This is a genomic window from Klebsiella sp. RHBSTW-00484, assembly GCF_013705725.1.
In the GTDB taxonomy this organism is placed as follows: Bacteria; Pseudomonadota; Gammaproteobacteria; order Enterobacterales; family Enterobacteriaceae; genus Klebsiella.
Genome location: NZ_CP055481.1, coordinates 2,730,249 through 2,753,181, shown reverse-complemented (window position 1 = coordinate 2,753,181; position 22,933 = coordinate 2,730,249). Strand labels below are relative to the sequence as shown.

The following is a 22,933-nucleotide window of genomic DNA, read 5'->3' as shown; positions in this document are numbered from 1 at the left end:
CGGGTATATGACAACGGCGCTGATTGAGCGCCATTGTCCGTAATCGACGAAGAAATCTTCTTTTGCATCAGTAAAATATAAGCAACATGGATAAAACTTCTGCGATCGCGTGAAATCTGGAAGAAAAGTGACGTTTGCCTCTTGCCACAACCCCTCCCTGCCGCTAATATGCGTCCCCGTTGCCACTGCAACATTGCGTTCATAGCTCAGTTGGTTAGAGCACCACCTTGACATGGTGGGGGTCGTTGGTTCGAGTCCAATTGAACGCACCATAATGCGTTTATAGCTCAGTTGGTTAGAGCACCACCTTGACATGGTGGGGGTCGTTGGTTCGAGTCCAATTAAACGCACCATAATGCGTCTGTAGCTCAGTTGGTTAGAGCACCACCTTGACATGGTGGGGGTCGATGGTTCGAGTCCATTCAGACGCACCATTTTGTTTTCCGGTTATTCCCTCTCTTCTTCATCCCGATTTTACTTCAGTCTTCTCATCGTCGTGCCTGACAAAACCGATTGATTCATCAGCTTGCCTCTACGTTCGGCAAAAGCCTATCAAGCCAAACGGCTATTGCCGTCCGGCGATAAGCAATAAGTCAGAGGCCGAATACAGTCTCAATTTCTATCTTGAGATCGGGAGAAAAAAGGCGGCTAACTTCAACCAGAGAACTGGCTGGCAAGCTGGCGCCGTAATGTCGGTAGAGCACTTCACGCAACTCGTCGATCTCTTCAAAAGAAGTAATGAATAGGGTCACCTTAATCAGGGCTGAAAAATCCGTGCCTTCTGCGCTGGCGATTTTTCCGATCTGGCTGAAGATCTCTTCAGCCTGTCCGGCAATGCCTGAGCGCTGCGCAGCCGTGCCAAACGCGGTTAGCCCTGAAATATAGAGCGTGTTACCATGCCTTACTGAGTGGACATAGGGAGCCTTAACCTCACCCAATTGCGGATAATTCTTCCGTACTATCATACCCATGCTGACTTCCTTATTGAGGGCAACCAGCCCCCCCTATTGCGGCTTAACGTCTGCGTAGTTTCTTTTACAGCTCCATCATCATCTCATGCCAGGCCATGCCGCCATGATCGGACTCAGAAGGTTTGATATAACGGTAGCCAAAATGCGCGTAAAGATCGACATGCCGATCTTTGCACATTAAATGGATAGTTTGCTTGTTCATGGCTTTCATGCGAGAGACAAATTCGCGCATCATAAGCGATGAATAGCCTTGCCCCTGAAAATCAGGATCTAACACCACCGACATAATGACCACATTCGGTGCCGCGGGGTCGTGCCCAATAAGCTCTTTGAACTCTTCATCCGACATCACCACGTCCCAGGCGCAGCCCGCATTGATAAATCCAATCACTTCACCGTCCAGTTCCATGCACATAAAACCTTCCGGGTAACGATTAATACGGGTGGCGATTTTTTCCCGGGTCGCGGCCTCATCGCCTTCATAGGCGGTGATTTCTATCGTATAGCAGCGATCAACATCGGCGGGCGTCGCCTGGCGAAAGATGGGTGTAGACATCATTTTTCCTTTTCAGCATCCATTTTGTGACCCACATAATACACCTTTTAAGCCCCCCTCACGCACGCGGGTAAGCTTCTTGCATCCTGCCATTTTATTGTGAATCAGATCATATTTTCTAAAAATACGGTTGACTTATATGACGTCCAAAAATATTTTACACCCATGTGATATCGATTTCATAAAAACCATGGCAACCATAAAAGACGTAGCGGAAAAAGCAGGCTTATCGGTAACGACGGTTTCTCGTTTCCTGAACAATCATCCTTATATCTCGGAAGATAAAAAGGAAAAAATCCTCGCGGCGATGAAGGCGTTGGATTATGAACCGAGCACCGTCGCACAGCAGATGCGCGGCGTGAAAACCCACCGGATTGGCATACTGATCTCACGGATAACCAACCCCTATTTTGCCAGCCTGGTCGATGCCCTTGAGGTGACCGCACGCAAGCATGGCTATTCAGTACTGATCGTGCAAAACCATGACAGCGCAGGGGAAGAGGAAAGCTGTCTCGATCTGCTGAAGAAAAAGATTATTGATGGTCTTATTTTATGTGCCGTTGAGAACGATAAAAACGTCATCGAGCAATATCAGAAATATGGCCCTATTCTGCTGTGCAACACCAGCATTGATGACACCAGCCTGCCTGTTGTTAAGGTGGATGATGAACTGGCAACCTACAATGCGGTCAGCTGGCTGCTCAACAAAGGTTATCAAAAAATCGCCTACTCTACGGGCGGGAGCTTTGAGCAAAAAGGGCACGGTAGCAGACGAAACCGTGGCTTTATTACCGCTATGCAAAGCGCACATCAGCCAATTCACGATCATCTTATTTTCCGCCATCTTCATACTTACCGCGACGGGCGGCATCTGGCTGAGCAAATCCTGAAAATGGATAAAAACGAGCGCCCTGATGCTATTTTTACCGGTAGCGATGAAGTCGCCTGCGGATTAATTTCCGCGCTTTCAGCCAAAGGGGTCAGCATTCCCGGTGAACTGGCGGTTATGGGCTTTGATAATTTACCCATTGCCGAGATGATCCCTATTCCGCTGACCACCATCAGCCAGCCCATTGAACAGCTAGGCCGAATTTCCGTAGAGCGCCTGCTGGCGATGATTAACCACGCTCAATATCGCTATGACGAAGAAGATTTGCAGTCTGAATTAATCATCAGGGCATCCGCTTAATTTTTTTATCGCAATATGGTATCGATTTCATATCAAGGAGAAGCTATGAACCAGCCGCAACAGACCGCATGGTGGAAAGAATCTGTTATTTATCAGGTTTACCCAAAAAGCTTTTATGACAGTAATAACGACGGTATCGGCGATATCAAAGGTATTATTGCCAAACTGCCTTATCTCAAGAAGTTAGGTATTACCATGATTTGGGTCTCGCCCTTTTATCAGTCACCGATGGCGGACAATGGTTATGATATTGCCGACTACTATGCGGTGAACCCTGATTTGGGCCAAATGCAGGATGTTGACAACCTGATAAAGCAGGCGTCAGAAATGGGAATACAGGTAATGATCGACCTGGTGGTCAACCACACCAGCGACGAACATCCCTGGTTCCAGGCGGCCCTTGCTGACCCTCAATCAAAATATCGTGATTACTACATTTTCAAACCCGCGGTTGCGGGGGGCGCGCCAAATAACTGGCGCTCCATCTTCGGCGGCAGCGCATGGGAAAAAGTCGCGGGCGAAGAGACCTGGTATCTTCACGTTTTCCATAAAAAACAGCCGGACCTGAACTGGGAAAATCCTCAACTGCGTGAGGAAATCTACTCCATGGTCAACTGGTGGCTGGATAAAGGCATTGCCGGGTTTCGTATTGACGCAATTACGTTTATTAAAAAAGATCAGGACTACGGTTCTTTGCCTGCCGATGGCGTTGATGGCCTGGCGTCCATCAAAAGTAAATCACGTAATCGACCGGGGATTGAGCTATTTCTCAATGAGCTGAAAGAAAAAACGTTCAACCGCCACCGCTGCGTAACCGTGGGCGAAGCGCCGGGCGTCCCTCTGGATGAGTACGACAGCTATATTGGCCCCAATGGCTACTTCGATATGATCTTTGATTTCCACGCTGCGGATATCGATGTCGAAAACGGTTCAGAGTGGTTTAAACAGCGCGACTGGCGTATTGGCGAATTCAGAGAAGCGCTGTTTGCCAGCCAGCGGGCATTTTGCCAGACCGGCTGGGGAACGACGTTTATTGAAAACCATGACCAGCCGCGCGCGCTGTCAAAACTCATCCGCGACGTTGAGTATCAAAATGCGATCGGTGCCAGGGCGCTAGCCGGTATGTATTTTTTCATGCAGGGAACGCCGTTTATTTACCAGGGCCAGGAGCTGGGGATGAAAAACTTCCAGCGCACGAGCATTGATGAATTTGATGATATTTCAAGCCTGGATAACTACCATCGCTCTCTGGCGGAAGGATTTACCTGCGAACAGGCTTTAGGCTTTATCAACCAGCGCTCAAGGGATAACTCACGAACCCCCTTCCCGTGGTCCGATGGCGTTAATGCTGGCTTTAACCTGGGCGCGAAGCCCTGGCTGCCTTTCTCCGCACCTGACTTTAGCGTCAATGCGCAAAGCCAGGCTGCTGATAAACATTCCGTTTTCTCTTTTTATCAAACGATGATCGATTTAAGAAATAAGCGCTACCCGCAAGCGCTTATCTACGGTTCATTCGCGCCGATAGAGAACGTAGACGACCGCATCGTGGCCTATGAACGGAAAACGGACACCCAACGCTTTGTCTCTATCACTAATTTAAGTGCCCAACACCTGCCTTTTACGCTTCCGGCGGGCGAAGTGGTCCTCAATAATTACGCCAATATTGGCGCAACCCTGCAACCCTATCAGACCATTCTCGTGAAGGAATGAGTTAAAGATGAACAAATATAAAAATATTGCCATCGAAATTGTTAATACCATTGGCAAGGAAAACATTGCCTCCGCGACGCACTGCGCCACTCGCTTACGTTTGCAGGTGAAAGATCGGCAGAAAATTGATGATGAAAAAATCCGCAACATCAGCGAAGTGAAAGGCGTTTTTTATAATTCAGGTCAATATCAGATAATCCTTGGCACCGGCATCGTGAATAAAGTCTACCAGGAGTTCGTTAACGAATATCAGGTCGCCGAAGTTAGCAAAGATGAGATGACGAAGCAAAGCACGGGACGCTTACAGCGAGGGATACGCAATTTATCCGACGTCTTTGTGCCGATAGTACCGGTGCTCGGGGCAACCGGTCTGTTCCTCGGCCTGAAGGGCGTTATCTTTAATGACACGGTGCAGGCCTGGTTTGGCGGCAGCGTCGCGGACATTCCCGTGGCCCTGCAAACGCTGACCACGGTGCTTTGCGATACTGCCTTTGCCTTTCTTGCGGCATTTATCTGCTGGTCGGCGTTTAAGAAATTTGGCGGAACGCCGATTATCGGCTTTTTGATCGGCCTGATGCTGGTCTCCCCCGCACTACCGAACGCCTACGACGTAGCGTATGGCAACAGCAGCCCTATTTATGTTTTTGGCTTTATTCCGCTGGTGGGTTATCAGGGGTCGATTCTGACCGCGCTCATCACCGGTATTATTGGCGCGAAACTGGAAATATTTTTCCGCCGGGTGATGCCTAATTCTATGGATCTTATTTTTACGCCATTTATTGTCATTCTGATCGCGGTCGCCATCGCCTTATTAATTCTAGGGCCGCTGGTACATGGTTTTGAACATTATGCGGTAATGGCCATCCAGCAATTTTTGACATTACCGGCGGGTATTGGCGGATTGTTAATTGGTTTTATCTATCCGATTGCGGTGATGACCGGGATGCATCATATGTTCATTATGATTGAAACCTCGCTGATTGCTGGTACTGGCTTCAATCCATTAATTACCGTTTGCGCGATGTACGGTTTTGCCAACGCCGCCGTGTGTCTGGCTATTTCGTTAAAATCCAAAAATGTCGCGTTTAAAACCGCGGGTATTTCCGCCACTATTACCCAGCTACTTGGCGTTTCTGAACCCGCGTTGTTCGGGATTGTGATGCAGTCCGGACTCCGCGCTATTATCGTAATGTTAACCAGCTCCGCGCTGGGTGGAATGGTCCTCTCTTTGCTGTCGATAAAAGCCAACTCTTACGGTCTGGCGGTTCTGCTGTCGCCATTAATGTATTTGTATGACCGTTATCAGTTTATATCCTATATTACCGTCGGAATCGCCGTATTTATCTTCGCCTTCATAATGACGTTCGTTTTTGTCAATACCAATAAAACCACGAAAAAATCTTAGGGGATAACAAAGCCCAATTATTAATTTAACAAGCAGTTAAACAATCCATTTTCAATGGCACAGTAATATGTGCTCTGCACCCCTGTGTTCAGAGCACCGCTTCCTCCTGTACAGGTATTAATAATGAAAGCCTATATGCTTACGCTCTGTGCGCTGGCTTTGCCAGCGCCTGCCCTTGCGACGGATACAACCTTAAGCGAAATTAACGCCCGACTGGAAAAGCTTGAGGCGGAATTAAAGCAGTCGCGAATACAATTACAAGATGCCAGCAGCAAAATTGATAATGCGGAAAAAAGAGCCGCCAGAGCCGAGCAAAATGCCGCTCGTGCAGAAGAACGATTGCAAGCCGTTGAACAAAAAACCGATGCAGATCTTGCGTTAATCAAAAGTCAGTCAGCCGCTAGCGCAGAAAAAAAAGACGATCGCTCGGAAATAACATTTGGCGGCTATGTGAGAACGGGGATATTGACCAGCAAAGGCACCACCAGCACCGTCGGCCCTTCTCTGACGCCAGCGGGAAGCACCGGGGGAAGCGTTGGTCGCCTTGGTAACGAATCCGATACCTACGTCACTGCTGACATCAACTATCGGCGTAAATATGACAATAATAGCCAGCTGCGTTATTACATGAAAATTGCCGAATGGGATAAAACCTATAATACCGACAGCTCATTCAATGGTCAGATGAACGTGCGTCAGGCGTTTGTGGAAATGAGCGACATGCCCTCGTTCAGCGGCGCATTCAAAAATGCCACGCTATGGGCCGGGAAACGTGAAGACCGGGATAATTTCGATATTCACTGGCTCGACTCCGACATGATGAATTTAATCGGTACCGGAGCCGGCATTTATGATGTGAACTTCTGGGGCGATATTAAGACCAATCTGGCGGTTTACGGACGTAACTTCAATGATATTGATACGATGGAGAACGTTGAATATAACAACATGACCGGGGCTGATAACACCTATATTCAGAACTATACCTTCTCGCTCAATAACCGCCTGGATAACTGGCAGTGGATGGTCAACGGTCTTTACTCGCAGGATAACGATAAGCGGATTAACGACGGGCTGGCCACAGATAAAGCCGCCTCGCGTGGCTTTAACACCATGCTGGCTTATCATGGTGACAGTTTCTATGGCCTGCGCCCCGGCCTGACTAAAACGGTGCTGCTTTATGGCCGCGCGCTGGGTGCGGAAGTGCGCGGGCCGGGTTCCGACGGCTACCTGATTGACCCGGCCTGGACGGTGAAATTTGCCTCTTACGGCATTACTTCGCTCACCGATAGCCTGAGCCTCGCGCCGCTAATCGTCGCTCAGAGCAGCAATAATCGCTATATCGATTCCGACCATTACGACTGGGTGACGCTTAATGCCAGAGTGATCCAGCAAATTAACCAAAATTTCGCGCTGCAATATGAGACCAGCTATCAATATATAGATATCGATCCGAAAGGCTTTAACGGCAATAAAGCCGCCAGCGGCAGTTATTACAAGCTCACCTTTGCCCCGACCTTTAAAATGCAGAACGTGACGGACTTTTTTGAACGCCCGGAAATTCGCTTCTTTGCTACATGGATGACCTGGGATAAATCGCTGGATAATTACTCTTCCACCGATACCTTCGGCAGCGCCGGTTACCATGGTGCCGGGACGCTCTTCTTCGGCGCTCAGCTCGAAACGTGGTTCTAAAATCGGCTCCTCTTCTGACTCAACTTCGGAAGAGGAGTCTCTGAATTGGCCTCTCTCACCATTTTCAACCACACTAAATCTGCGTAAGGACAGCGAATCTATGTAACATCAACACAACAGCGGGTCATTCTATATGAAAAAAATTGCCATCATCGGCGCAGGGCCTACCGGAATTTATACCCTGTTTGCACTCCTTAAACACCACGAACCGCTGTATGTATCGATTTATGAGCAAGCCCATGAAGCGGGCGTGGGCATGCCCTACAGTGATGAAGAAAATTCACGCATGATGCTGGCGAATATCGCCAGCATTGAGATCCCGCCTATTCTGTGCACCTACATCAAGTGGCTAAAAGCCCAGGACAAGTCGCATCTTGCGCGCTATGGCGTAGATTATGACGCTTTGCATGATCGTCAATTTTTGCCGCGCATCCTGCTAGGCGAATACTTTCGCGACCAGTTTATTGGGCTGGTTGCGCAAGCTAAAGAACGAGGCTTTCGGGTGCAGGTTCATGAATCCTGCACCGTCACCGACCTGCAGGCCACCGCGCAAGGCGTCAGGCTGTGGGCCGAAGGTGAGCAAACAGCAGACGTTTTCAGTCTCGCAGTAATCGCCACCGGCCACGTGTGGCCTACGCAAGAGGAGTCGACCCGAACTTATTTTCCCAGCCCGTGGTCTGGCCTGATGGAAGCCAACATTCCGCCCTGTCGGGTGGGGATTATGGGCACCTCGCTCAGCGGGATTGATGCAGCAATGGCCGTCGTCGTTCAGCATGGCAGATTTACTGATTCGGACGATGGAGCGCTGACCTTCAGGCTGGATGATGACAGCAAGGCGCTCAATATTGTGTTGATGTCCCGCTCCGGCATTCTGCCCGAAGCCGATTTTTACTGCCCTATTCCCTGGGAGCCGCTGCATATCGTCAGCGAAAGTGCGGTCGAAAAAGAGATCGCGGCGGGTGCCGACGGCTTACTCGACCGGGTATTTCAGCTGATGGCGCAGGAAATCAAACTGGCCGACCCGTGCTGGAGCGAGAACATCGCCCTTAACGTGCTGGACGCCGACAGCTTCAGCGAGGCGTGGTTTCAAAAACGCCAGCAGCACAACCCATTTCACTGGGCGCGGGCGAATCTCGACGAAGTTGAACGTCATAAGCGAGAGCGTTACACCGTGCCCTGGCGCTACGTTATTTTGCGGCTACACGAAGCCGTTCAGGAGATGGTTCCGCATCTCAACGATCGGGACCGCGAGCGCTTCAGCCGGGGCCTCGCCCGGGTGTTTATTGACTGTTACGCCGCCATTCCCTCCGAGTCTATTCGCCGGCTACTGGCGCTGCGCGAAGCCGGCGTCATCAGCATTCTCGCTCTGGGCGCGGATTATGAGTTATCAGTTGAGCAAGATAAAACGCAGATTATTAGCCACGATAACCGCTATATCTATGATGTGTTTATCGATGCGCGGGGGCAGAAACCGCTCAAAACTACCGATCTCCCCTTTCCACATTTAAGAAAGCAATTACTGGCGACCGGCGATGATATTCCTGACGTCGGGGACGACTACACCTTGCAGGAACCGGCTGAGGTGCGTGGGCGCATTGCGTTTGGCGCAATCCCCTGGCTGATGCATGACCAGCCGTTTGTCCAGGGCATCACCGCCTGTGCAGAAATCGGCGCGGCGATAGCGAAAGCAATATCGCAACCGGCGAGCCGCTCACGCAGGCGTTTGCCGTTAATTGACCTTTAAATCGGTTATTCTTTCGCACGGACGCAGAAAGAACGATCACAATATCCAGAACAGGTTTGTCATCAGTTCTAGCGCTTTTCAGGCCGGGGATGATAAGGATCTTTTTTATGATCTTCGCTGTCGTCTCTTTTGCGTGGGATTTCCCCCTGCTCGCACGGGTCTTCGTTCGCCGGATGCCGCCCCTGCTTATCGGGATCGGCTGGATTGTGAACAGACATAGGTTTCTCCTGTATTCACTGTCACCTCGGGACCACTTTTATTTCCCGCAGTCCCCCGATTAATATCCTGTGTGTCTCATAAAGTCTGGTCGCTAATATCCATTTTCACAACTGTAATAATTCACGAATCGTCCGATAATAATATTATTCATTTTACTCTTAGCAGCTTAAATATATCCCCCCCTGATAAAACCTGACCTGAATATTCCATGCAACGTCGATAGAATAGTCCTAAAATTCGCAACACTTACGCCGTCACAATTCAAAAAAGTTTCCCGGCAATCAGTGAATTACCGTCAATCACTCAGTGAATTAACAAAATGAAAGAGTTCATTTATTCACCACTTACGTTTTATGCGCTGCCTGAGGGCCTATCCTTAACCCTTTACCACGAGGAGGTCCGTATGAGCGACAACGCTAAAAATACCGCGAAGTATCCCCGCCCCCCTTTTGTCGACCAGCCGCAATCGCCACCGGGTTTAGCTGAAGAGATGAAACCGGCCCCGGACCACGGCGAATTGAGCTATGTCGGCTCCGATCGCCTGACAGGTAAACGTGCGCTAATTACTGGCGGTGATTCCGGGATTGGCCGGGCAGTGGCAATCGCCTTTGCCCGAGAAGGTGCAGATGTCGCGATAAACTACCTGCCGGAGGAAGAATCTGATGCTGAAACCGTCATCGCGCTGATTCAGGCCGAAGGACGCAAAGCCGTGGCCATCCCAGGCGATATTCGCAGCGAATCTTTCTGTGAAGCCCTGGTGGAGCAAGCCGCCAGCGAACTCGGTGGTCTGGATATTCTGGTGAACAACGCCGGTCGCCAGCAATATTGTGAATCGCTGGAAGATCTATCAACTGAGGATTTTGACGCCACCTTCAAAACCAACGTCTATGCGGCTTTCTGGATAACCAAGGCCGCCCTGCGCCATCTTAAAGAACACAGCGCCATTATTAATACCTCATCCGTGCAGGCCTTTAAGCCAAGCCCCATTCTGTTGGATTATGCGCAAACTAAAGCCTGCCTGGTAGCATTCACAAAATCTCTCGCCAAACAACTGGGGCCAAAAGGGATTCGGGTCAATGCCGTTGCGCCCGGCCCTTACTGGACGGTGCTGCAATCCAGCGGCGGGCAGCCAGATGAGAAGGTGCGCCAGTTTGGTGCCGATACCCCTCTGGGTCGCCCGGGCCAGCCGGTGGAGATTGCCCCGTTGTACGTCACCCTCGCCTCTGATGCCTGTTCCTTCACTTCCGGCCAGGTCTGGTGCTCGGACGGCGGCGACGGCGTGTTATAAGCCGGATGTAATGGAGCGCTCACGAAGCGGCACTCCGTTATGGAAGCGCATAAAAACTGAAGTTTGACAGGCAGGAGATATCGAACAGGAAAGCACGACTCACAGGGCCTCCGTGCCCTGAAAAGAGAGGTTTACTCGAAGAAAACGTCAGGATTTTCCGACAGCGAAACGAAGTTTTTGCTGTTTTTATCCAGCGCGCGAATATCACCGCTTTCAATATCGTAGAACCAGCCGTGCAGACGCAGAGTATTGTCGCGCAGGCCAACGGCGACCGACGGGTGGGTTTTGATATTATTCAACTGGGCGATGACGTTTTCCTGCACCATCCCATTCACCTTATCGGTCTCATTCGCCCAGGTCTTTTTATCAACCACCGCTTTTGCCGCATCGGAATAATGCAACCAATGGGAAACTGCGGGCATCGTATCCAGACACTGACAGGTCGCGATCGCTTTCATCGCTCCGCAGTTGGAGTGGCCGCAAATCACAATATCGGTCACGCCCAGGGCGACGACAGCGTACTCGATAGTGGCGGAAACCCCACCCGGCTCCGGTCCGAAGGAGGGAACGATATTACCGGCGTTACGAATAACAAACAGCTGACCCGGATCCTGCTGAGTCACCAGCTCCGGCACCAGGCGGCTATCCGAACAGGAGATGAACAGCGCTTTGGGATTCTGGCTGGACGCCAGGCTGCGGAAGAGCTCTTTACGTTGCGGGAAGATCTCTTTTTGGAAGTTGAGGAAGCCCTCAATGATATGTTGCATAGCAGTGTCTCTTTTCTCTGTTTTAATGACGATATGACAAAGATCACATTTAGCCAGTGTATCACTGAAGAGCAGAATGGGAATCGTTATTCGAAAATGGCCTTAAGAACGCACTCAAATTGCCGATACAAAGCGTGGTGACATTGCGGCAAAGATTGTTTATTTTTTCACTAGAAAACAATTATGAGCGAAGGTCATTGATGACTTCAGCACTAAACATTAATCGGGAGCGTTTATGTTTTTATCCAGCCTGATGGCCATTGCCGCAGTCCTTATCGTGGGCGTGATAAGCCCAGGACCGAGCTTTATTTACGTCGCCCGCAACGCGGTGGCCCGTTCACGCCTTCATGGCCTGGTCACCGCGCTGGGGACCGGTACCGGCGCAGCTATCTTTTCGATTATGGCAATGATGGGTCTACAGAAGTTTTTGACGGCGGTACCAGAGATGTTTATCGGCCTGAAGGTTGCCGGTGGCCTGTATCTGTTGTGGTTAGGCTATAAAATCTATCGCAGCGCAGCGCAGCCGATGGACTTCGCCGCCGGGGGCATGGCAGCAGAACAGTCGCTGTTGAAAACCTTCCGCGACGGTCTTTATACCCAGCTCAGCAATCCGAAAACGGCGCTGGTCTTCGCCTCTATTTTTACCGCCCTGCTGCCAGAGCGCATCCCGGTAGCCTTTTACTATATCGTACCGCTGATGAGCTTTCTGATTGATGTCAGCTGGTATTCACTGGTGGCCCTGGTGCTCTCTTCCGCCCGGCCGCGCAGCGTCTATCTGCGTCTGAAGCACAAAATCGATATCGTCACCGCCACGGTATTGGGTGCGCTGGGATTGCGCCTGATAGCGACTTCGCTATCGAAATAACCTCATGGCCCGAGCGCACTCGCCGCTCGGGCTAGCGCTTCGCGCTTAAACGGTGTAAATACGAATATCGTGCTCGCGGAACGCATCGCTATATTCACGACTGACATTCTCTTCCACCACCAGCACATCAATGTCGCCGCTTTCGACCACCACAAAGCGCGCCACCGCGGGGATCTTATCCGAAGTCAGGCCCACGATGATTTCGCTGCACTGCTTAATAACCGCTTTTTTAAATTCGCAGTCGGGAAAATCAAATCCCGTGAGGCCAGACTCCGGAGCCATCGCGCAGCCGCCGATAAAGCCCTGGTCAAACAACATCCCCTGGATCTGCGCCACGGCGGATGCCCCCACGCAGCCGCCGGTAGCCCGTTGGATCTGGCCGCCCAGCATCACCACGTCATACAGCGGTTTCTTGAGCAGCACCGCGGCGATCTCCGGAGAATTGGTCACCACCGTTAGCGCCAGCTCAGCAGGCAGCGCCTCCGCCATCGCCAGATTAGTGGTGCCGGTGTCGATAAAAATGCAGCCGCCGGGCTTAACCAGCCTTGCGCACTTCTGCGCGATCCTGCTTTTTATCGCCGTATTCTTATCCTTGCGCTCGCTGTAGTCTCCCGACTCAGGCAGAGTCATAACCGCCCCACCGTAAACCTTCTTGCAAAAACCCTCTTTGCTAAGTTCATGTAAATCACGGCGAATTGTGTGTTCTGATACGCTCAGGCGGCTGGCCAGCTCAGCGCAAACCACCCTACCGTTTTCTTGCAGGATCTGGCAAATCAACGCTTGTCGTTGTTTAGGGAAAGCAGCATAATCGAGCACAATAACTCCTGGTAAATCTTTATCGAGCAACAAAGTGCATGATCGTGCATTCTGTCCCTGACTGTCAACACACCGTGTGAAGAGGTTTGAAATGAAAATTGCCCATATCGCCCTATGGACCCGCCAGCTTGAGCAACAGGCACGCTTTTGGGTGTCGTTCTTTGAAGGCGAAATAAATGAAAAATATTGCAGCCAGACTAACCTCGGGTTTGAATCTTACTTTGTCAAAATCGGTGATGATATTGCCATTGAACTGATGACCAAACCGGGTCTGAGCGAGCTGAAACCGGATAATAACCACACCGGTTGGGTGCATCTGGCGATAAGCGTTGACGGCGCGCAGAGAGTCGATGCGCTGGCTAAACGCGCCGAGGCGCAAGGTATCCTGGTCTCTGCTCCGCGTACTACCGGCGACGGTTATTACGAAGCGGTTATCAAAGACCCTGATGGCAACCTGATTGAAATCGTCGCATAGTGTGGGACAAATGCTAAAAAGGAGATGCCCGTGGCCAACTATCGCGTAATCGATAAACAAAGCTGGCCGCGAAAAGATCATTTTGATTTTTATCGCGGTTTTGCCAATCCTGGTTTTAACCTCTGCGTACCCTTAGAAGCACAGCGGTTATACGAGTGCGCAAAAGACCGCGACGTCTCTTTCTTCCAACTGGCACTCTACGCGCTGGTTCGCGCGGCAAACGGGGTACCACAGCTTAAACAGCGCCTGCTGGGCGACGATATTATCGAATATGATGAACTGGCGGTGATGACGCCGGTGATGACCGCTCAGGAAGGGTTCCGCCAGGTATGGTGCGACAACGCCGCCGATTTTAGCACCTTCAGCCGGGCAGCGACGCCGAGCATTAATGCCGCCAAACACACCGCTCCGGCTCCGCTCATTGTCAAAGGCGAGAACTTTTTCTGCGCCAGCTGCCTGCCGTGGCTGCATTTCAGCGCGATTACCCACGCTGAATACTATGTCGGCGCGGCGGTTCCCGCCCTCACCTGGGGTAAACTAAAAAACGGCATCATCCCGGTAGCAGGCAAGTTTAATCATGCTTTTGTCGACGGCCTGCACGCCAGCCGCTTCTTCGCACGAGTAGAAGAAGGCTTTGCTGAACCCGACACGCTGTGGCAGCCACAATAGAGGGATATGATGAGCAAAACGCTAACCGGCGGCTGCCTGTGCGGCTATATTCGCTTCAGCGCCGTTAACCCAGTCAGCCCGCACAGCTGTTCTTGCAATATGTGTCAGAAACATACCGGTGCTCAGACGGCAGTGTGGCTGGAGTTCACAGCCAAAGACGTCAACTGGACCGGCGATGGCGGCGCGCCAGCAACATGGCGCTCGTCACAGAACACCTGCCGCGCCTTTTGCCCGCGTTGCGGCAGTTCACTGGGGGCCATTGATGACGGCCCGGTTATCGCCCTGCTGACCGGCGCGTTCGACCAGCCTAATGATAAAACCTTTACCCCTGAGTTTCACTCATTTGAGGACATGAAGCCGTCATGGTGGCGGCAGATCTGCCCTGATGCAGAATAATGATTAACCGGCTACCAGGCCAATCGGCTGGTAGCCCTGCCATTCTGGTTTCGGAGCCACGCCTTTGGCGTTAGGTGTGAGATAGAGATACCAGTCGCCAACCTTTTCCAATAGCAGGCAATCATCCACTTCTTTAAGATTGTCTTTATGCTGCTGATCGACGCCGCAAAGCAGCTTTTGCAACGCTTCGTAGTAGGATTTGTAGGCTGGGTAAGGCGTCAGCCGCCACCCGGCAGAAATGTTAGTGCAACAGCTAGAGGGGCCAAAGAGTGTGAAACCGCCCCCTCAGGAGCGGTTTGGCTCATGCAATAAAGGAGAAACGTCGCCTACTCTTCCAGCGCGTAAGCGATAATATCATCACCAACGTCCGGCGAGTGGCTGGCACCGCCTGCGGAGATCACCACATACTCTTTCCCGGTCTTCGGTGACTTATAGATAAGCGGAGCCGCCACGGCACCTACCGGCAGACGAGCGCGCCACAGCTCTTTACCGGTCGAGGAATCCAGCGCGCGCAGGTAGTTATCCTGAGTCCCGGCAAAGAACACCAACCCGGAAGCGGTTGAAGTCGGGCCACCCAACGTTGGCATACCCAATGGGATATGCAGATGCGTTTTCAGGCCCAGCGGACCGGTATCCTCAACCGACCCCATCGGCACCTGCCACATCAACTGACGGGTGTTGAGGTCAATCGCGCTCATGGTGCCAAACGGCGGCGTATTGCACGGCACGCCCAGCGCCGATTGCAGAATGTCAATCCGCACGCCGCCGTAAGGCCCGGCAACCTGCGGACGAACGGTGCCCATAAAGCCCGGAACTTCGTCGGTGGAGACTTTGTATTTCGCCATATCCTCCTGGCGCACCAGCGACATTCTCAGAGGCATCCGCATGTCGTTGACGAACAGCGTACCGGTGCGCTCATCGATGGTGATACCACCCCAGTTCATGCCGCCCAGCAGGCTAGGCCATTCAATATAGGGCTTCTCTGACGGCGGAGTGTACATCCCCAGATACGTCGATTCTTTGAAGTCGATACGGCACATCAACTGATCAAACGGCGTGACGCCCCACATCGATTTCTCGGTCAGCGGTTCAACGCCCAACTGCGGCATTCCGGTGGAGAACGGTTGAGTCGCCGAGAGATGCTCACCTTCTGCGCCATCGTGAGCAACAGGCCGTTCTTCCACGCGGGTCACCGGCTTGCCCGTCCGACGATCAAGGACGTAAATCTGCCCGGTTTTGGTCGTCTGGATCAGAACCGGAATCTCTTCGCCCTTGTCGTTTTTCATATGGAACAGTACCGGCTGCGATGGCAGGTCATAGTCCCAGATATCGTGATGCACGGTCTGGAAGACCCATTTGGTCTCCCCGGTGCTGGCATCCACCGCCACGACGGATGAGCCGTATTTCTCTTTAGCCTCGTTGCGATCGCCGCCCCAGTAATCCGGCGGACCGTTACCGGTTGGTAGGTAAATCAGGTTCAGCTCTTTATCAAAACCCGGCACCGTCCAGACGTTCGGTGTTTCGAGGGTGTAGACACGACCTTTTTCCGGGTCGGTAATGTTTTCCGGCTGGCCCACGTCCCAGGCCCAGACCACGTTACCGGTACGCACGTCAAACGCGCGCACCACGCCAGACGGCTCGCCGTGCACAATATCGCGCACCCAGCCGCCAAGCACCGCAATGTGCCCCATGATCACCGGCGTTGAAGTCGGATGGTAGCGTTTGCTGTTTTCGGTATTGTCCATGCCCTGTTTCAGATCAACGCTACCGTGGTCGCCAAAGTCATCGCACAATTCGCCAGTTTTGGCGTTCAGCGCGATCAGGCGTGCATCAACGGTAGAGATCAGAATACGTTGCGGGCACTGCTGCAACGCCGGACTGGACTTCTCTTCCGCGCTCAGCGAATCGTCGCTCTGCACATCGTAATAACCCACGCCGCGGCAGGTCACGTGTTCAGCGGTCTGCGCCTGTGGGTCAAAACGCCAGCGCGGTTTGCCGGTATCCGCATCCAGCGCGGTGACAACGTTTAGCGGCGTGCAAGAGTACAGCGTGTCGCCAATTTGCAGCGGAGTATTTTCATCGACGCCAATCCCGGCACCGGTAAGACGGCGACCAGTATGCGCGGTCCACGCCACCTTCAGGTTTTTGACGTTCTCCGGGGTGATGTCATCGTACGGCGCGAAGCGGGTTCCCGACGCATCGCGACCAAAGAATTCCCAGTTATCGCTTTTCGACGCCAGCGTTGGCGTTTTGTCATTGCTCGCTTTTACCGCGCCGTTATGAATGCCACCGTGCGGGTAAAACGCCGACACCAGCGTCGCCAGCAGTACGAGGAAAATCGCCGACGCACTCCAGTTGGCGTAGCGCACCCGAGCGCGTTTCACCGGCAGCGTGGTCGCTAGCCACAGCGCCAACATCAGCATTAGCGCCGGAACCACCAGGCGTGGGATCAGACCCCAGTAGCTGAACTGCACTTCATACAGTGCCCAGCACAGGGTTAACAGGAAAGTCAGAATAGCGAAAGGGAGAACATATTTACTGCGGGTGATAAAGCCGACGGCGATAAGCAGATAAGCCACACCGGCTAGCAGATACCAGGCGCTACCGCCAAGAGAGAGGAGTTTGCCGCCCCAGATAGTGAAAAAAAGCCCTATGCCAAAGCTTAGGAGTACAAAGAGTAACCGGTAGACGGTGAAGAAAATCCCTCTCCCGCTACCTTGTCGTTCGTCCATATTTCATCCCATACGACGTCAGTCGAAAAAACCAAAACATTTATTTTAAACAGTGCATTATCAAGATGATAAAAGCACAGACCGCATATCATGTTGGTTGGACGCTCCAGACCAGAGCGAAGAACGTAAGAAATCATATGCATTTGTAAATGTTATGTAAAATTATACAGCATTAAATGTTTAAAATTTTTTAATTTATAAAAGTAATTTGAAAAGTCATGCGGTTATAAGACTAAGAAGAAAACGAGTCTTACACCGAAGAGCACGGGGATTTTCAGCCGACCGAAACGGGTCAGATACGGGCAAAAATCGGCCCACACTGGGGCGACGGAAGACCCGGAAACCACCTTGCTATCCTTCGCCCCCTGTTTAATCATACCGGGAGCAATCCGTTGATTGCGCCCGGTATGGCGTAGCCGTTCGCCCCTTCACCAGGTAGGAAAAATATTGTCACGACTATTCAGGAGGTTAATCATGAACAAACGAAAATATCTTACGGAGACGGAGATTAAAAAAATCATTAACGAAGCATCGAAAGGCACTAACCCGGAAAGAGACCGTTGCTTGATCTGGATGTGTTTTATTCATGGTTGTCGCGTGAGCGAAATTCGTCACTGGCGGCTATCTGACCTTGACCTACATAACAATTCGATTTACGTCAAACGTCTTAAAAACGGTTTTTCTACCACCCATCCTTTATTTTCCAGCGAGAAGGCATTTATCCATGACTGGCTGTCTGTGCGAAAAAACTATCGTAATAGCGACAGTGACTGGTTTTTTTTATCGCAAAAAGGGACGCCACTATCGCGTCAGCGGATCCATGTACTGATCAGCCATTACAGCCAAAGGGCCGGTTTAAGGATAGCGGCACATCCCCATATGCTTCGCCATGCCTGTGGTTTTTCACTCGCCGATAAAGGAATGGATACCCGACTGATACAGGATTACCTCGGCCACAGAAACATCCAGCATACGGTGCTTTATACAGCGAGTAATGCCGCAAGATTTAAAAATATATGGTGAAAACATAAATAATACGCGCCTTACTTGACATAATGTATCAGATTGTCACTAACATAATGAATAGCCTATAACCTGTCAACTTGTGTGGTTTTTATTGTGCGCAATGATTAATTACCTTAATTATCAATTAATTAGAATCACCTCCATTTTTTGACTCTCATCTACCTATCAATATCGCTATCGCCACAAACCTACACTCTTAACATTTCCCCGCTCTGCGCTGGCATTTAATTTCACAAAAGACGCCTTCCATGGCATTTATTTCTGAAAATTAAAATAACAAAACAGAATAAACCAAACATGACACTTTGATACAAAATGTCTTCTGCAGAAATAAGCCCGCCTACAGCGAAATATATTTCCAAGGAATCATGACGTTCAGATTAATAAGGGCGCTTTGCGATCTTAAAAATCGCAGCACCTATAAATCATAGATATTAAATGTTAAGGACCCTATTTATGAAAAAATGTCTTATTGCCGCAGTTATGATGACCGGCGCAATGTCAGCATCCGTATTTGCTGATGATGGTAAAATTAATTTCTTCGGCTCAATTACCGATACCGCCTGTACCGTTATTAATAACATGAGTAACCCCCTGTCGGTCATGATGGGCACGGTCTCCAGCAAGGCCTTCACCGGTGCGGGGTCCACTGCCTCGCCGACGAAATTCACTATCGCCCTGAAAGACTGCCCAAAATCCGTCAGCTCCGCCACGGTTAAATTCGATGGCACGGCGGATAGCAACGTCAGTACTCTTTTGGCACTGACCCAGCAGACGGATATGGCGAAAGGGGTGGGTATTCAACTGATGGACAATAAAAATGTCGTTGTTCCATTATATACGGCCTCTTCCGCTTATCCGCTTCGTCCAGGCAATAATAATCTCGACTTCGTTGCCCGTTATTATGCGACGGCAAGCACTGTGACCGCAGGTCAGGCGAATTCGACCAGCAACTTCACCCTCAATTACAACTAAAGGATATTCCGCCTGCTTATTTCTGTTCTGCAGGCGATATTCCTGCGGGCCGGTTGCGACCGGTCCGTCCCCCTTATTCTTTGTGGAGTATATGGACATCATGCATAGCAGATATATGGCACTCCCTCTCCTCCTCACATTACTGGCCTGCTGTCAGACCGTCGCCGCAGAAAACGGTGGCGTTACCGTCGGCGGTACGCGGCTTATTTTTGCCGGCGATAAAAAAGAGACTTCGCTGAGCGTCAGCAATTCCGATACCAGCCCCTACCTTATTCAGTCGTGGATTGAGTCCCAAGCCAACGATCCGGCGAAACCACCTTTTATTATTACCCCTCCGCTATTCCGTCTGGAGGGCAACGAACAGAATTTGCTGCGGATCGTCTATATCGGCGGCAAGCTTCCTGTCGATCGCGAATCGCTCTACTGGCTCAACGTTAAAACCATTCCAGCGAGCAATATTCCTGATGGCGCAAACACCCTACAGGTCGCTATCAGAACCCGTATCAAGCTTATCTATCGTCCCAGTACGGTAAAGGGCATTCCTGAAGAAGTGACGCAAAGACTGAGCTGGAGCCATCACGGTAACAAGCTGACGGTAACAAACCCGACAGCGTTTTATATGAATTTCAACGAAGTGACGGTAGGAAATCATCCCATTGCGCAAGCCACCTTTGTCGCGCCGATGAGTACGGCAACCTTTGACACTCCAGCCAACATATCAGGTCAAGTGTCCTGGAAAATCATCAGTGACTTTGGCGGCATTGGGGAGAGTCACAGCGTTGTTCGCTAACGAACTGCAGTCGACTGTTTACGCTGCGGGTATTTCCCCCGCCAGCTAAGGAGTATTTCAGGATGAATAAAAGACCTTCGACCGATACGCCCCTGCGTATGAAACATCTGGCCTATTTTATCGCCACCCAATTTATTCTAATGGCGGGTATTTCCTGCGAAGCGTATGCCCGCGAGCTGTTTAATTCTGCCCTTCTTGAAACGGGTTCGGGCGGACAAGCTGCAACCGACCTATCGGCCTTCAACGAACAAGGAGGACAGTTACCGGGTCTTTACCGGGTGGATATTTACGTCAATAACAGCAAGGTGGATACTCGCGATGTTGAATTCCGGCTTCAACAAAACGCCCTGGGGCAAGAGACATTGCAGCCCTGCCTGGCGGTGAGCGACCTGGCTTCATGGGGCGTCATGACTCGCCGTTACCCGCAACTCGGGGCAGCCGACGCCGCCTGCGCCAGGCTCTCCGCGATTGCGCAAGCCAGCGCCGACTTTCGCTTCTCCCGTCAACAGCTGCTGCTGAGCTTCCCGCAGTCGTCGATTGCCAACGCCGCACGCGGATGGGTCGACCCGGCACTGTGGGATGACGGCATTCCTGCGGCCTTATTAAATTACAGCGTGAGCGGCGCGAATAGCTGGGCGAAAAACGGCATCGGAAACGACAACAACAGCCAGTACGTCAACTTACGCCCCGGCCTTAACGTTGGCCCCTGGCGACTGCGCAACTACACCACCTGGAACCGCAACAGCAGTCAGGATGCAAAAGGCACAACCTCGGCAAAATGGGATACGGTCTATACCTACGCACAGCGCGACATACGCTCTCTGAAGAGCCGCCTGACGCTTGGCGACAGCACCACGCCTTCAGATGTTTTCGACAGTATTCCGTTTCGCGGCGGCCAACTGGCGTCAGATGATGACATGCTCCCGGAAAGTCTGCGAGGCTATGCGCCCGTGGTCCGGGGGATTGCCCGAACCAACGCCCAGGTCACGATCCGCCAGAATGGTTACGTCATTTATCAGACCTACGTATCCCCCGGCAGCTTTGAAATTACCGATATGTACCCCACCGGCGGCTCCGGCGACCTGTATGTGACAATCAAAGAATCCGACGGCAGCGAACAGTTACTGGTCGTGCCCTACGCCTCGGTCCCCGTACTACAACGTGAAGGCCGGTTAAAATACGCAGTGACTACCGGGGTCTACCGCGCGTATGACAACGGCATCGACAAAACACCGCTGACAACTGGCACCGTAATTTACGGACTGCCTGCAGGATATACCCTGTACGGTGGCGGTCAGTTCAGCAGCAAATATCAGTCTTTAGCGTTAGGTGTCGGTAAAAACCTGGGTTATCTCGGCGCTATTTCCGCTGATGTTACCCAGGCCTGGTCGCATCAAAAAGGTGAGGAGCGGGAAGATGGCCAATCCTGGCGGATTCGCTACAGCAAAAATCTGGTACAGACCGGCACCAACTTCGCGCTAGCGGGCTATCGCTACGCCACCAACGGCTATTGGGGGATGCAGGAGGTCCTCGACACCTGGCGTGATGGACAGCGGTATACCCAGACCGAACGCAGACGCAATCGCGCCGAGCTCACCATCACCCAGGATCTTTTTCAGGTTGGTGGAAACATCGCGCTCAGTGCTATACGCGAAGATTACTGGAACAGCCATAAGCGTATGGAGTCCTACAGCGCGAGCTACAATAATTCGTACAACGGCATCAGTTTCGGGCTGACCTACAGCTACAACATCAATTCCACCGAACGCTACGGTCAGCACTCCGGGCGCACATATGACCGTGACCAGCTCTTCTCGCTCAATATCAACGTTCCGCTGGACAAATTTTTTGCCGGCAAATCAACCTATGCCAGCTACATGCTCAATACCAGCAAACAGGGTAATACCAACAACAGCCTGAGTATTGGCGGCACGCTGCTTGCCGATAACAATCTGAGCTGGAGCGTGATGCAGGGCTATGGTTCTCAGGGGCAGGGAAATAGCGGCGGGATCAATGCTGACTGGCGTGCCTCATATGGGGAACTGCTCGGCGGATATGCCTGGGACCGCTATAGCGAGCGTCTGAACTACGGCCTGCAGGGCGGTATTGTCGCCCATCGCAACGGCATTACCTTCAGTCAGCCTCTTGGAGAAACCATTGCGCTGATCGCCGCTCCCGGCGCGCAAAACGTCATGGTACAGGGGCAGTCAGGTGTCAAAACCGACCTCTTTGGCTATACCATCGTGCCCTACGTAAGCCCGTATCGTAAAAACGATCTGACGCTGAATACCGAAACCCTGGCTGATGATGCTGAGTTGACGCTGACCACACAAACCGTCACGCCAACACGCGGCGCGGTGGTGAAAGCCAGCTATCAAACCAGCCTCGGTAAAAGAGTTTTGATGAATCTGCATAGACGAGACGGTTTCCCGGTTCCGTTCGGCGCGATGGTCACCGATGTAGAAAACCCGGATCAGAAAAGCTTTATTGTCGGTGACGGCGGGCAGGTTTATCTGACGGGTCTGAAAGACGACGGCCAACTGCAGGTGAAATGGGGCAATGAGACGGATGGTCGATGCAAAGTGAATTACCGCCTGGCGCAAAACAGCAGCGGGATCATCAAAATCAACGGACAGTGTCTGTAA

20 protein-coding genes, 3 tRNA genes and 1 pseudogene are annotated in these 22,933 nt (G+C 51.6%); 17 read left to right on the top strand and 7 right to left on the bottom strand.

Annotation, left to right across the window (positions count from 1 at the left end; genetic code table 11):
• Positions 1 to 195: 195 nt before the first annotated feature.
• The 3 genes from HV213_RS13075 (at position 196) to HV213_RS13065 (ending at position 434) form a co-directional block, all read left to right on the top strand.
• Positions 196 to 272 (top strand) — tRNA-Val (locus HV213_RS13075).
• 4 nt (positions 273 to 276) lie between these two features.
• A tRNA-Val gene (locus HV213_RS13070) sits at positions 277 to 353 on the top strand.
• Positions 354 to 357: 4 nt separating this feature from the next.
• Positions 358 to 434 (top strand) — tRNA-Val (locus tag HV213_RS13065).
• A 159-nt stretch (positions 435 to 593) separates the two neighbouring features.
• Here the strand turns inward: HV213_RS13065 and HV213_RS13060 are convergent.
• Both HV213_RS13060 and HV213_RS13055 read right to left on the bottom strand, forming a co-directional pair.
• Entirely contained in the window at positions 594 to 971 is a 378-nt protein-coding gene (locus tag HV213_RS13060; protein ID WP_181485995.1) for a RidA family protein, read from the bottom strand.
• 64 nt (positions 972 to 1,035) lie between these two features.
• Entirely contained in the window at positions 1,036 to 1,527 is a 492-nt protein-coding gene (locus HV213_RS13055; protein WP_181486137.1) for a GNAT family N-acetyltransferase, read from the bottom strand.
• Between the two features lie 190 nt (positions 1,528 to 1,717).
• Between HV213_RS13055 and HV213_RS13050 the strand changes: the two genes are divergently transcribed.
• The 5 genes from HV213_RS13050 to HV213_RS13030 all read left to right on the top strand — a co-directional run bounded on the left by HV213_RS13050 (position 1,718) and on the right by HV213_RS13030 (position 9,270).
• Complete coding sequence (locus tag HV213_RS13050) at positions 1,718 to 2,716, top strand: LacI family DNA-binding transcriptional regulator (RefSeq protein WP_181485994.1); 999 nt, start codon at positions 1,718 to 1,720, stop codon at positions 2,714 to 2,716.
• 45 nt (positions 2,717 to 2,761) lie between these two features.
• Entirely contained in the window at positions 2,762 to 4,426 is a 1,665-nt protein-coding gene (locus HV213_RS13045) for a glycoside hydrolase family 13 protein (protein ID WP_181485993.1), read from the top strand.
• Between the two features lie 7 nt (positions 4,427 to 4,433).
• Entirely contained in the window at positions 4,434 to 5,831 is a 1,398-nt protein-coding gene (locus HV213_RS13040) for a PTS transporter subunit EIIC (RefSeq protein WP_181485992.1), read from the top strand.
• 123 nt (positions 5,832 to 5,954) lie between these two features.
• Positions 5,955 to 7,526, top strand: coding sequence for a carbohydrate porin (locus tag HV213_RS13035; protein WP_181485991.1), 1,572 nt, complete (start codon positions 5,955 to 5,957; stop codon positions 7,524 to 7,526).
• A gap of 133 nt (positions 7,527 to 7,659) precedes the next feature.
• The gene (locus tag HV213_RS13030) at positions 7,660 to 9,270 is read left to right on the top strand and encodes an FAD-NAD(P)-binding protein (protein ID WP_181485990.1); all 1,611 of its coding nucleotides are present in this window, start codon (positions 7,660 to 7,662) and stop codon (positions 9,268 to 9,270) included.
• Between the two features lie 68 nt (positions 9,271 to 9,338).
• On the opposite strand, the gene HV213_RS13025 is transcribed toward HV213_RS13030, so the two are convergent.
• Entirely contained in the window at positions 9,339 to 9,488 is a 150-nt protein-coding gene (locus tag HV213_RS13025) for a hypothetical protein (RefSeq protein WP_181485989.1), read from the bottom strand.
• Between the two features lie 404 nt (positions 9,489 to 9,892).
• On the opposite strand from HV213_RS13025, the gene HV213_RS13020 reads away from it, so the two are divergent.
• Positions 9,893 to 10,777: an SDR family oxidoreductase gene (locus HV213_RS13020; RefSeq protein WP_181485988.1), complete on the top strand. Its 885-nt coding sequence runs from the start codon at positions 9,893 to 9,895 to the stop codon at positions 10,775 to 10,777.
• A gap of 131 nt (positions 10,778 to 10,908) precedes the next feature.
• On the opposite strand, the gene HV213_RS13015 is transcribed toward HV213_RS13020, so the two are convergent.
• On the bottom strand, positions 10,909 to 11,544 hold the full coding sequence (locus HV213_RS13015; RefSeq protein ID WP_110273955.1) for a carbonic anhydrase: 636 nt from the start codon (positions 11,542 to 11,544) through the stop codon (positions 10,909 to 10,911).
• 235 nt (positions 11,545 to 11,779) lie between these two features.
• Between HV213_RS13015 and HV213_RS13010 the strand changes: the two genes are divergently transcribed.
• Complete coding sequence (locus HV213_RS13010) at positions 11,780 to 12,409, top strand: LysE family translocator (RefSeq protein WP_181485987.1); 630 nt, start codon at positions 11,780 to 11,782, stop codon at positions 12,407 to 12,409.
• A gap of 45 nt (positions 12,410 to 12,454) precedes the next feature.
• Here HV213_RS13010 and HV213_RS13005 read toward each other — a convergent pair whose 3' ends face one another.
• On the bottom strand, positions 12,455 to 13,225 hold the full coding sequence (locus HV213_RS13005) for a DeoR/GlpR family DNA-binding transcription regulator (RefSeq protein WP_181485986.1): 771 nt from the start codon (positions 13,223 to 13,225) through the stop codon (positions 12,455 to 12,457).
• Positions 13,226 to 13,316: 91 nt separating this feature from the next.
• Here HV213_RS13005 and HV213_RS13000 point away from each other — a divergent pair, with 91 nt between their 5' ends.
• The 3 genes from HV213_RS13000 to HV213_RS12990 are packed head-to-tail and all read left to right on the top strand — an operon-like array spanning position 13,317 to position 14,765.
• Positions 13,317 to 13,700 (top strand): VOC family protein, encoded by a 384-nt coding sequence (locus tag HV213_RS13000; RefSeq protein WP_181485985.1) that lies wholly within the window; start codon positions 13,317 to 13,319, stop codon positions 13,698 to 13,700.
• Positions 13,701 to 13,730: 30 nt separating this feature from the next.
• Positions 13,731 to 14,369 carry a CatA-like O-acetyltransferase, family 1 gene (locus HV213_RS12995; RefSeq protein ID WP_181485984.1) on the top strand — a complete coding sequence of 213 codons (639 nt, stop codon included), beginning with the start codon at positions 13,731 to 13,733 and terminating at the stop codon, positions 14,367 to 14,369.
• A 9-nt stretch (positions 14,370 to 14,378) separates the two neighbouring features.
• The gene (locus HV213_RS12990; protein ID WP_181486480.1) at positions 14,379 to 14,765 is read left to right on the top strand and encodes a GFA family protein; all 387 of its coding nucleotides are present in this window, start codon (positions 14,379 to 14,381) and stop codon (positions 14,763 to 14,765) included.
• 3 nt (positions 14,766 to 14,768) lie between these two features.
• Here HV213_RS12990 and HV213_RS12985 read toward each other — a convergent pair.
• Positions 14,769 to 14,954 (bottom strand): annotated as a pseudogene (locus tag HV213_RS12985) (DUF1543 domain-containing protein); the annotation flags it as partial.
• A gap of 137 nt (positions 14,955 to 15,091) precedes the next feature.
• Entirely contained in the window at positions 15,092 to 17,497 is a 2,406-nt protein-coding gene (locus HV213_RS12980) for a membrane-bound PQQ-dependent dehydrogenase, glucose/quinate/shikimate family (protein ID WP_181485983.1), read from the bottom strand.
• Positions 17,498 to 17,971: 474 nt separating this feature from the next.
• Between HV213_RS12980 and HV213_RS12975 the strand changes: the two genes are divergently transcribed.
• From HV213_RS12975 to HV213_RS12960, 4 genes are all read left to right on the top strand, one after another.
• On the top strand, positions 17,972 to 18,520 hold the full coding sequence (locus HV213_RS12975) for a tyrosine-type DNA invertase (protein WP_181485982.1): 549 nt from the start codon (positions 17,972 to 17,974) through the stop codon (positions 18,518 to 18,520).
• Positions 18,521 to 18,979: 459 nt separating this feature from the next.
• Positions 18,980 to 19,498 carry a fimbrial protein gene (locus tag HV213_RS12970; protein ID WP_181485981.1) on the top strand — a complete coding sequence of 173 codons (519 nt, stop codon included), beginning with the start codon at positions 18,980 to 18,982 and terminating at the stop codon, positions 19,496 to 19,498.
• A gap of 115 nt (positions 19,499 to 19,613) precedes the next feature.
• Entirely contained in the window at positions 19,614 to 20,288 is a 675-nt protein-coding gene (locus HV213_RS12965; protein ID WP_228288610.1) for a fimbrial biogenesis chaperone, read from the top strand.
• A gap of 62 nt (positions 20,289 to 20,350) precedes the next feature.
• On the top strand, positions 20,351 to 22,933 hold the full coding sequence (locus HV213_RS12960) for a fimbria/pilus outer membrane usher protein (RefSeq protein WP_181485979.1): 2,583 nt from the start codon (positions 20,351 to 20,353) through the stop codon (positions 22,931 to 22,933).

Excerpts from the sequence above, each read along its gene's own strand:
- HV213_RS13060 (WP_181485995.1), bottom strand. The coding sequence starts at position 971 with ATGGGTATGATAGTACGGAAGAATTATCCGCAATTGGGTGAGGTTAAG.
- HV213_RS13055 (WP_181486137.1), bottom strand. The coding sequence starts at position 1,527 with ATGTCTACACCCATCTTTCGCCAGGCGACGCCCGCCGATGTTGATCGC.
- HV213_RS13050 (WP_181485994.1), top strand. The coding sequence starts at position 1,718 with ATGGCAACCATAAAAGACGTAGCGGAAAAAGCAGGCTTATCGGTAACG.
- HV213_RS13045 (WP_181485993.1), top strand. The coding sequence starts at position 2,762 with ATGAACCAGCCGCAACAGACCGCATGGTGGAAAGAATCTGTTATTTAT.
- HV213_RS13040 (WP_181485992.1), top strand. The coding sequence starts at position 4,434 with ATGAACAAATATAAAAATATTGCCATCGAAATTGTTAATACCATTGGC.
- HV213_RS13035 (WP_181485991.1), top strand. The coding sequence starts at position 5,955 with ATGAAAGCCTATATGCTTACGCTCTGTGCGCTGGCTTTGCCAGCGCCT.
- HV213_RS13030 (WP_181485990.1), top strand. The coding sequence starts at position 7,660 with ATGAAAAAAATTGCCATCATCGGCGCAGGGCCTACCGGAATTTATACC.
- HV213_RS13025 (WP_181485989.1), bottom strand. The coding sequence starts at position 9,488 with ATGTCTGTTCACAATCCAGCCGATCCCGATAAGCAGGGGCGGCATCCG.
- HV213_RS13020 (WP_181485988.1), top strand. The coding sequence starts at position 9,893 with ATGAGCGACAACGCTAAAAATACCGCGAAGTATCCCCGCCCCCCTTTT.
- HV213_RS13015 (WP_110273955.1), bottom strand. The coding sequence starts at position 11,544 with ATGCAACATATCATTGAGGGCTTCCTCAACTTCCAAAAAGAGATCTTC.
- HV213_RS13010 (WP_181485987.1), top strand. The coding sequence starts at position 11,780 with ATGTTTTTATCCAGCCTGATGGCCATTGCCGCAGTCCTTATCGTGGGC.
- HV213_RS13000 (WP_181485985.1), top strand. The coding sequence starts at position 13,317 with ATGAAAATTGCCCATATCGCCCTATGGACCCGCCAGCTTGAGCAACAG.
- HV213_RS12990 (WP_181486480.1), top strand. The coding sequence starts at position 14,379 with ATGAGCAAAACGCTAACCGGCGGCTGCCTGTGCGGCTATATTCGCTTC.
- HV213_RS12980 (WP_181485983.1), bottom strand. The coding sequence starts at position 17,497 with ATGGACGAACGACAAGGTAGCGGGAGAGGGATTTTCTTCACCGTCTAC.
- HV213_RS12975 (WP_181485982.1), top strand. The coding sequence starts at position 17,972 with ATGAACAAACGAAAATATCTTACGGAGACGGAGATTAAAAAAATCATT.
- HV213_RS12970 (WP_181485981.1), top strand. The coding sequence starts at position 18,980 with ATGAAAAAATGTCTTATTGCCGCAGTTATGATGACCGGCGCAATGTCA.
- HV213_RS12965 (WP_228288610.1), top strand. The coding sequence starts at position 19,614 with ATGGCACTCCCTCTCCTCCTCACATTACTGGCCTGCTGTCAGACCGTC.
- HV213_RS12960 (WP_181485979.1), top strand. The coding sequence starts at position 20,351 with ATGAATAAAAGACCTTCGACCGATACGCCCCTGCGTATGAAACATCTG.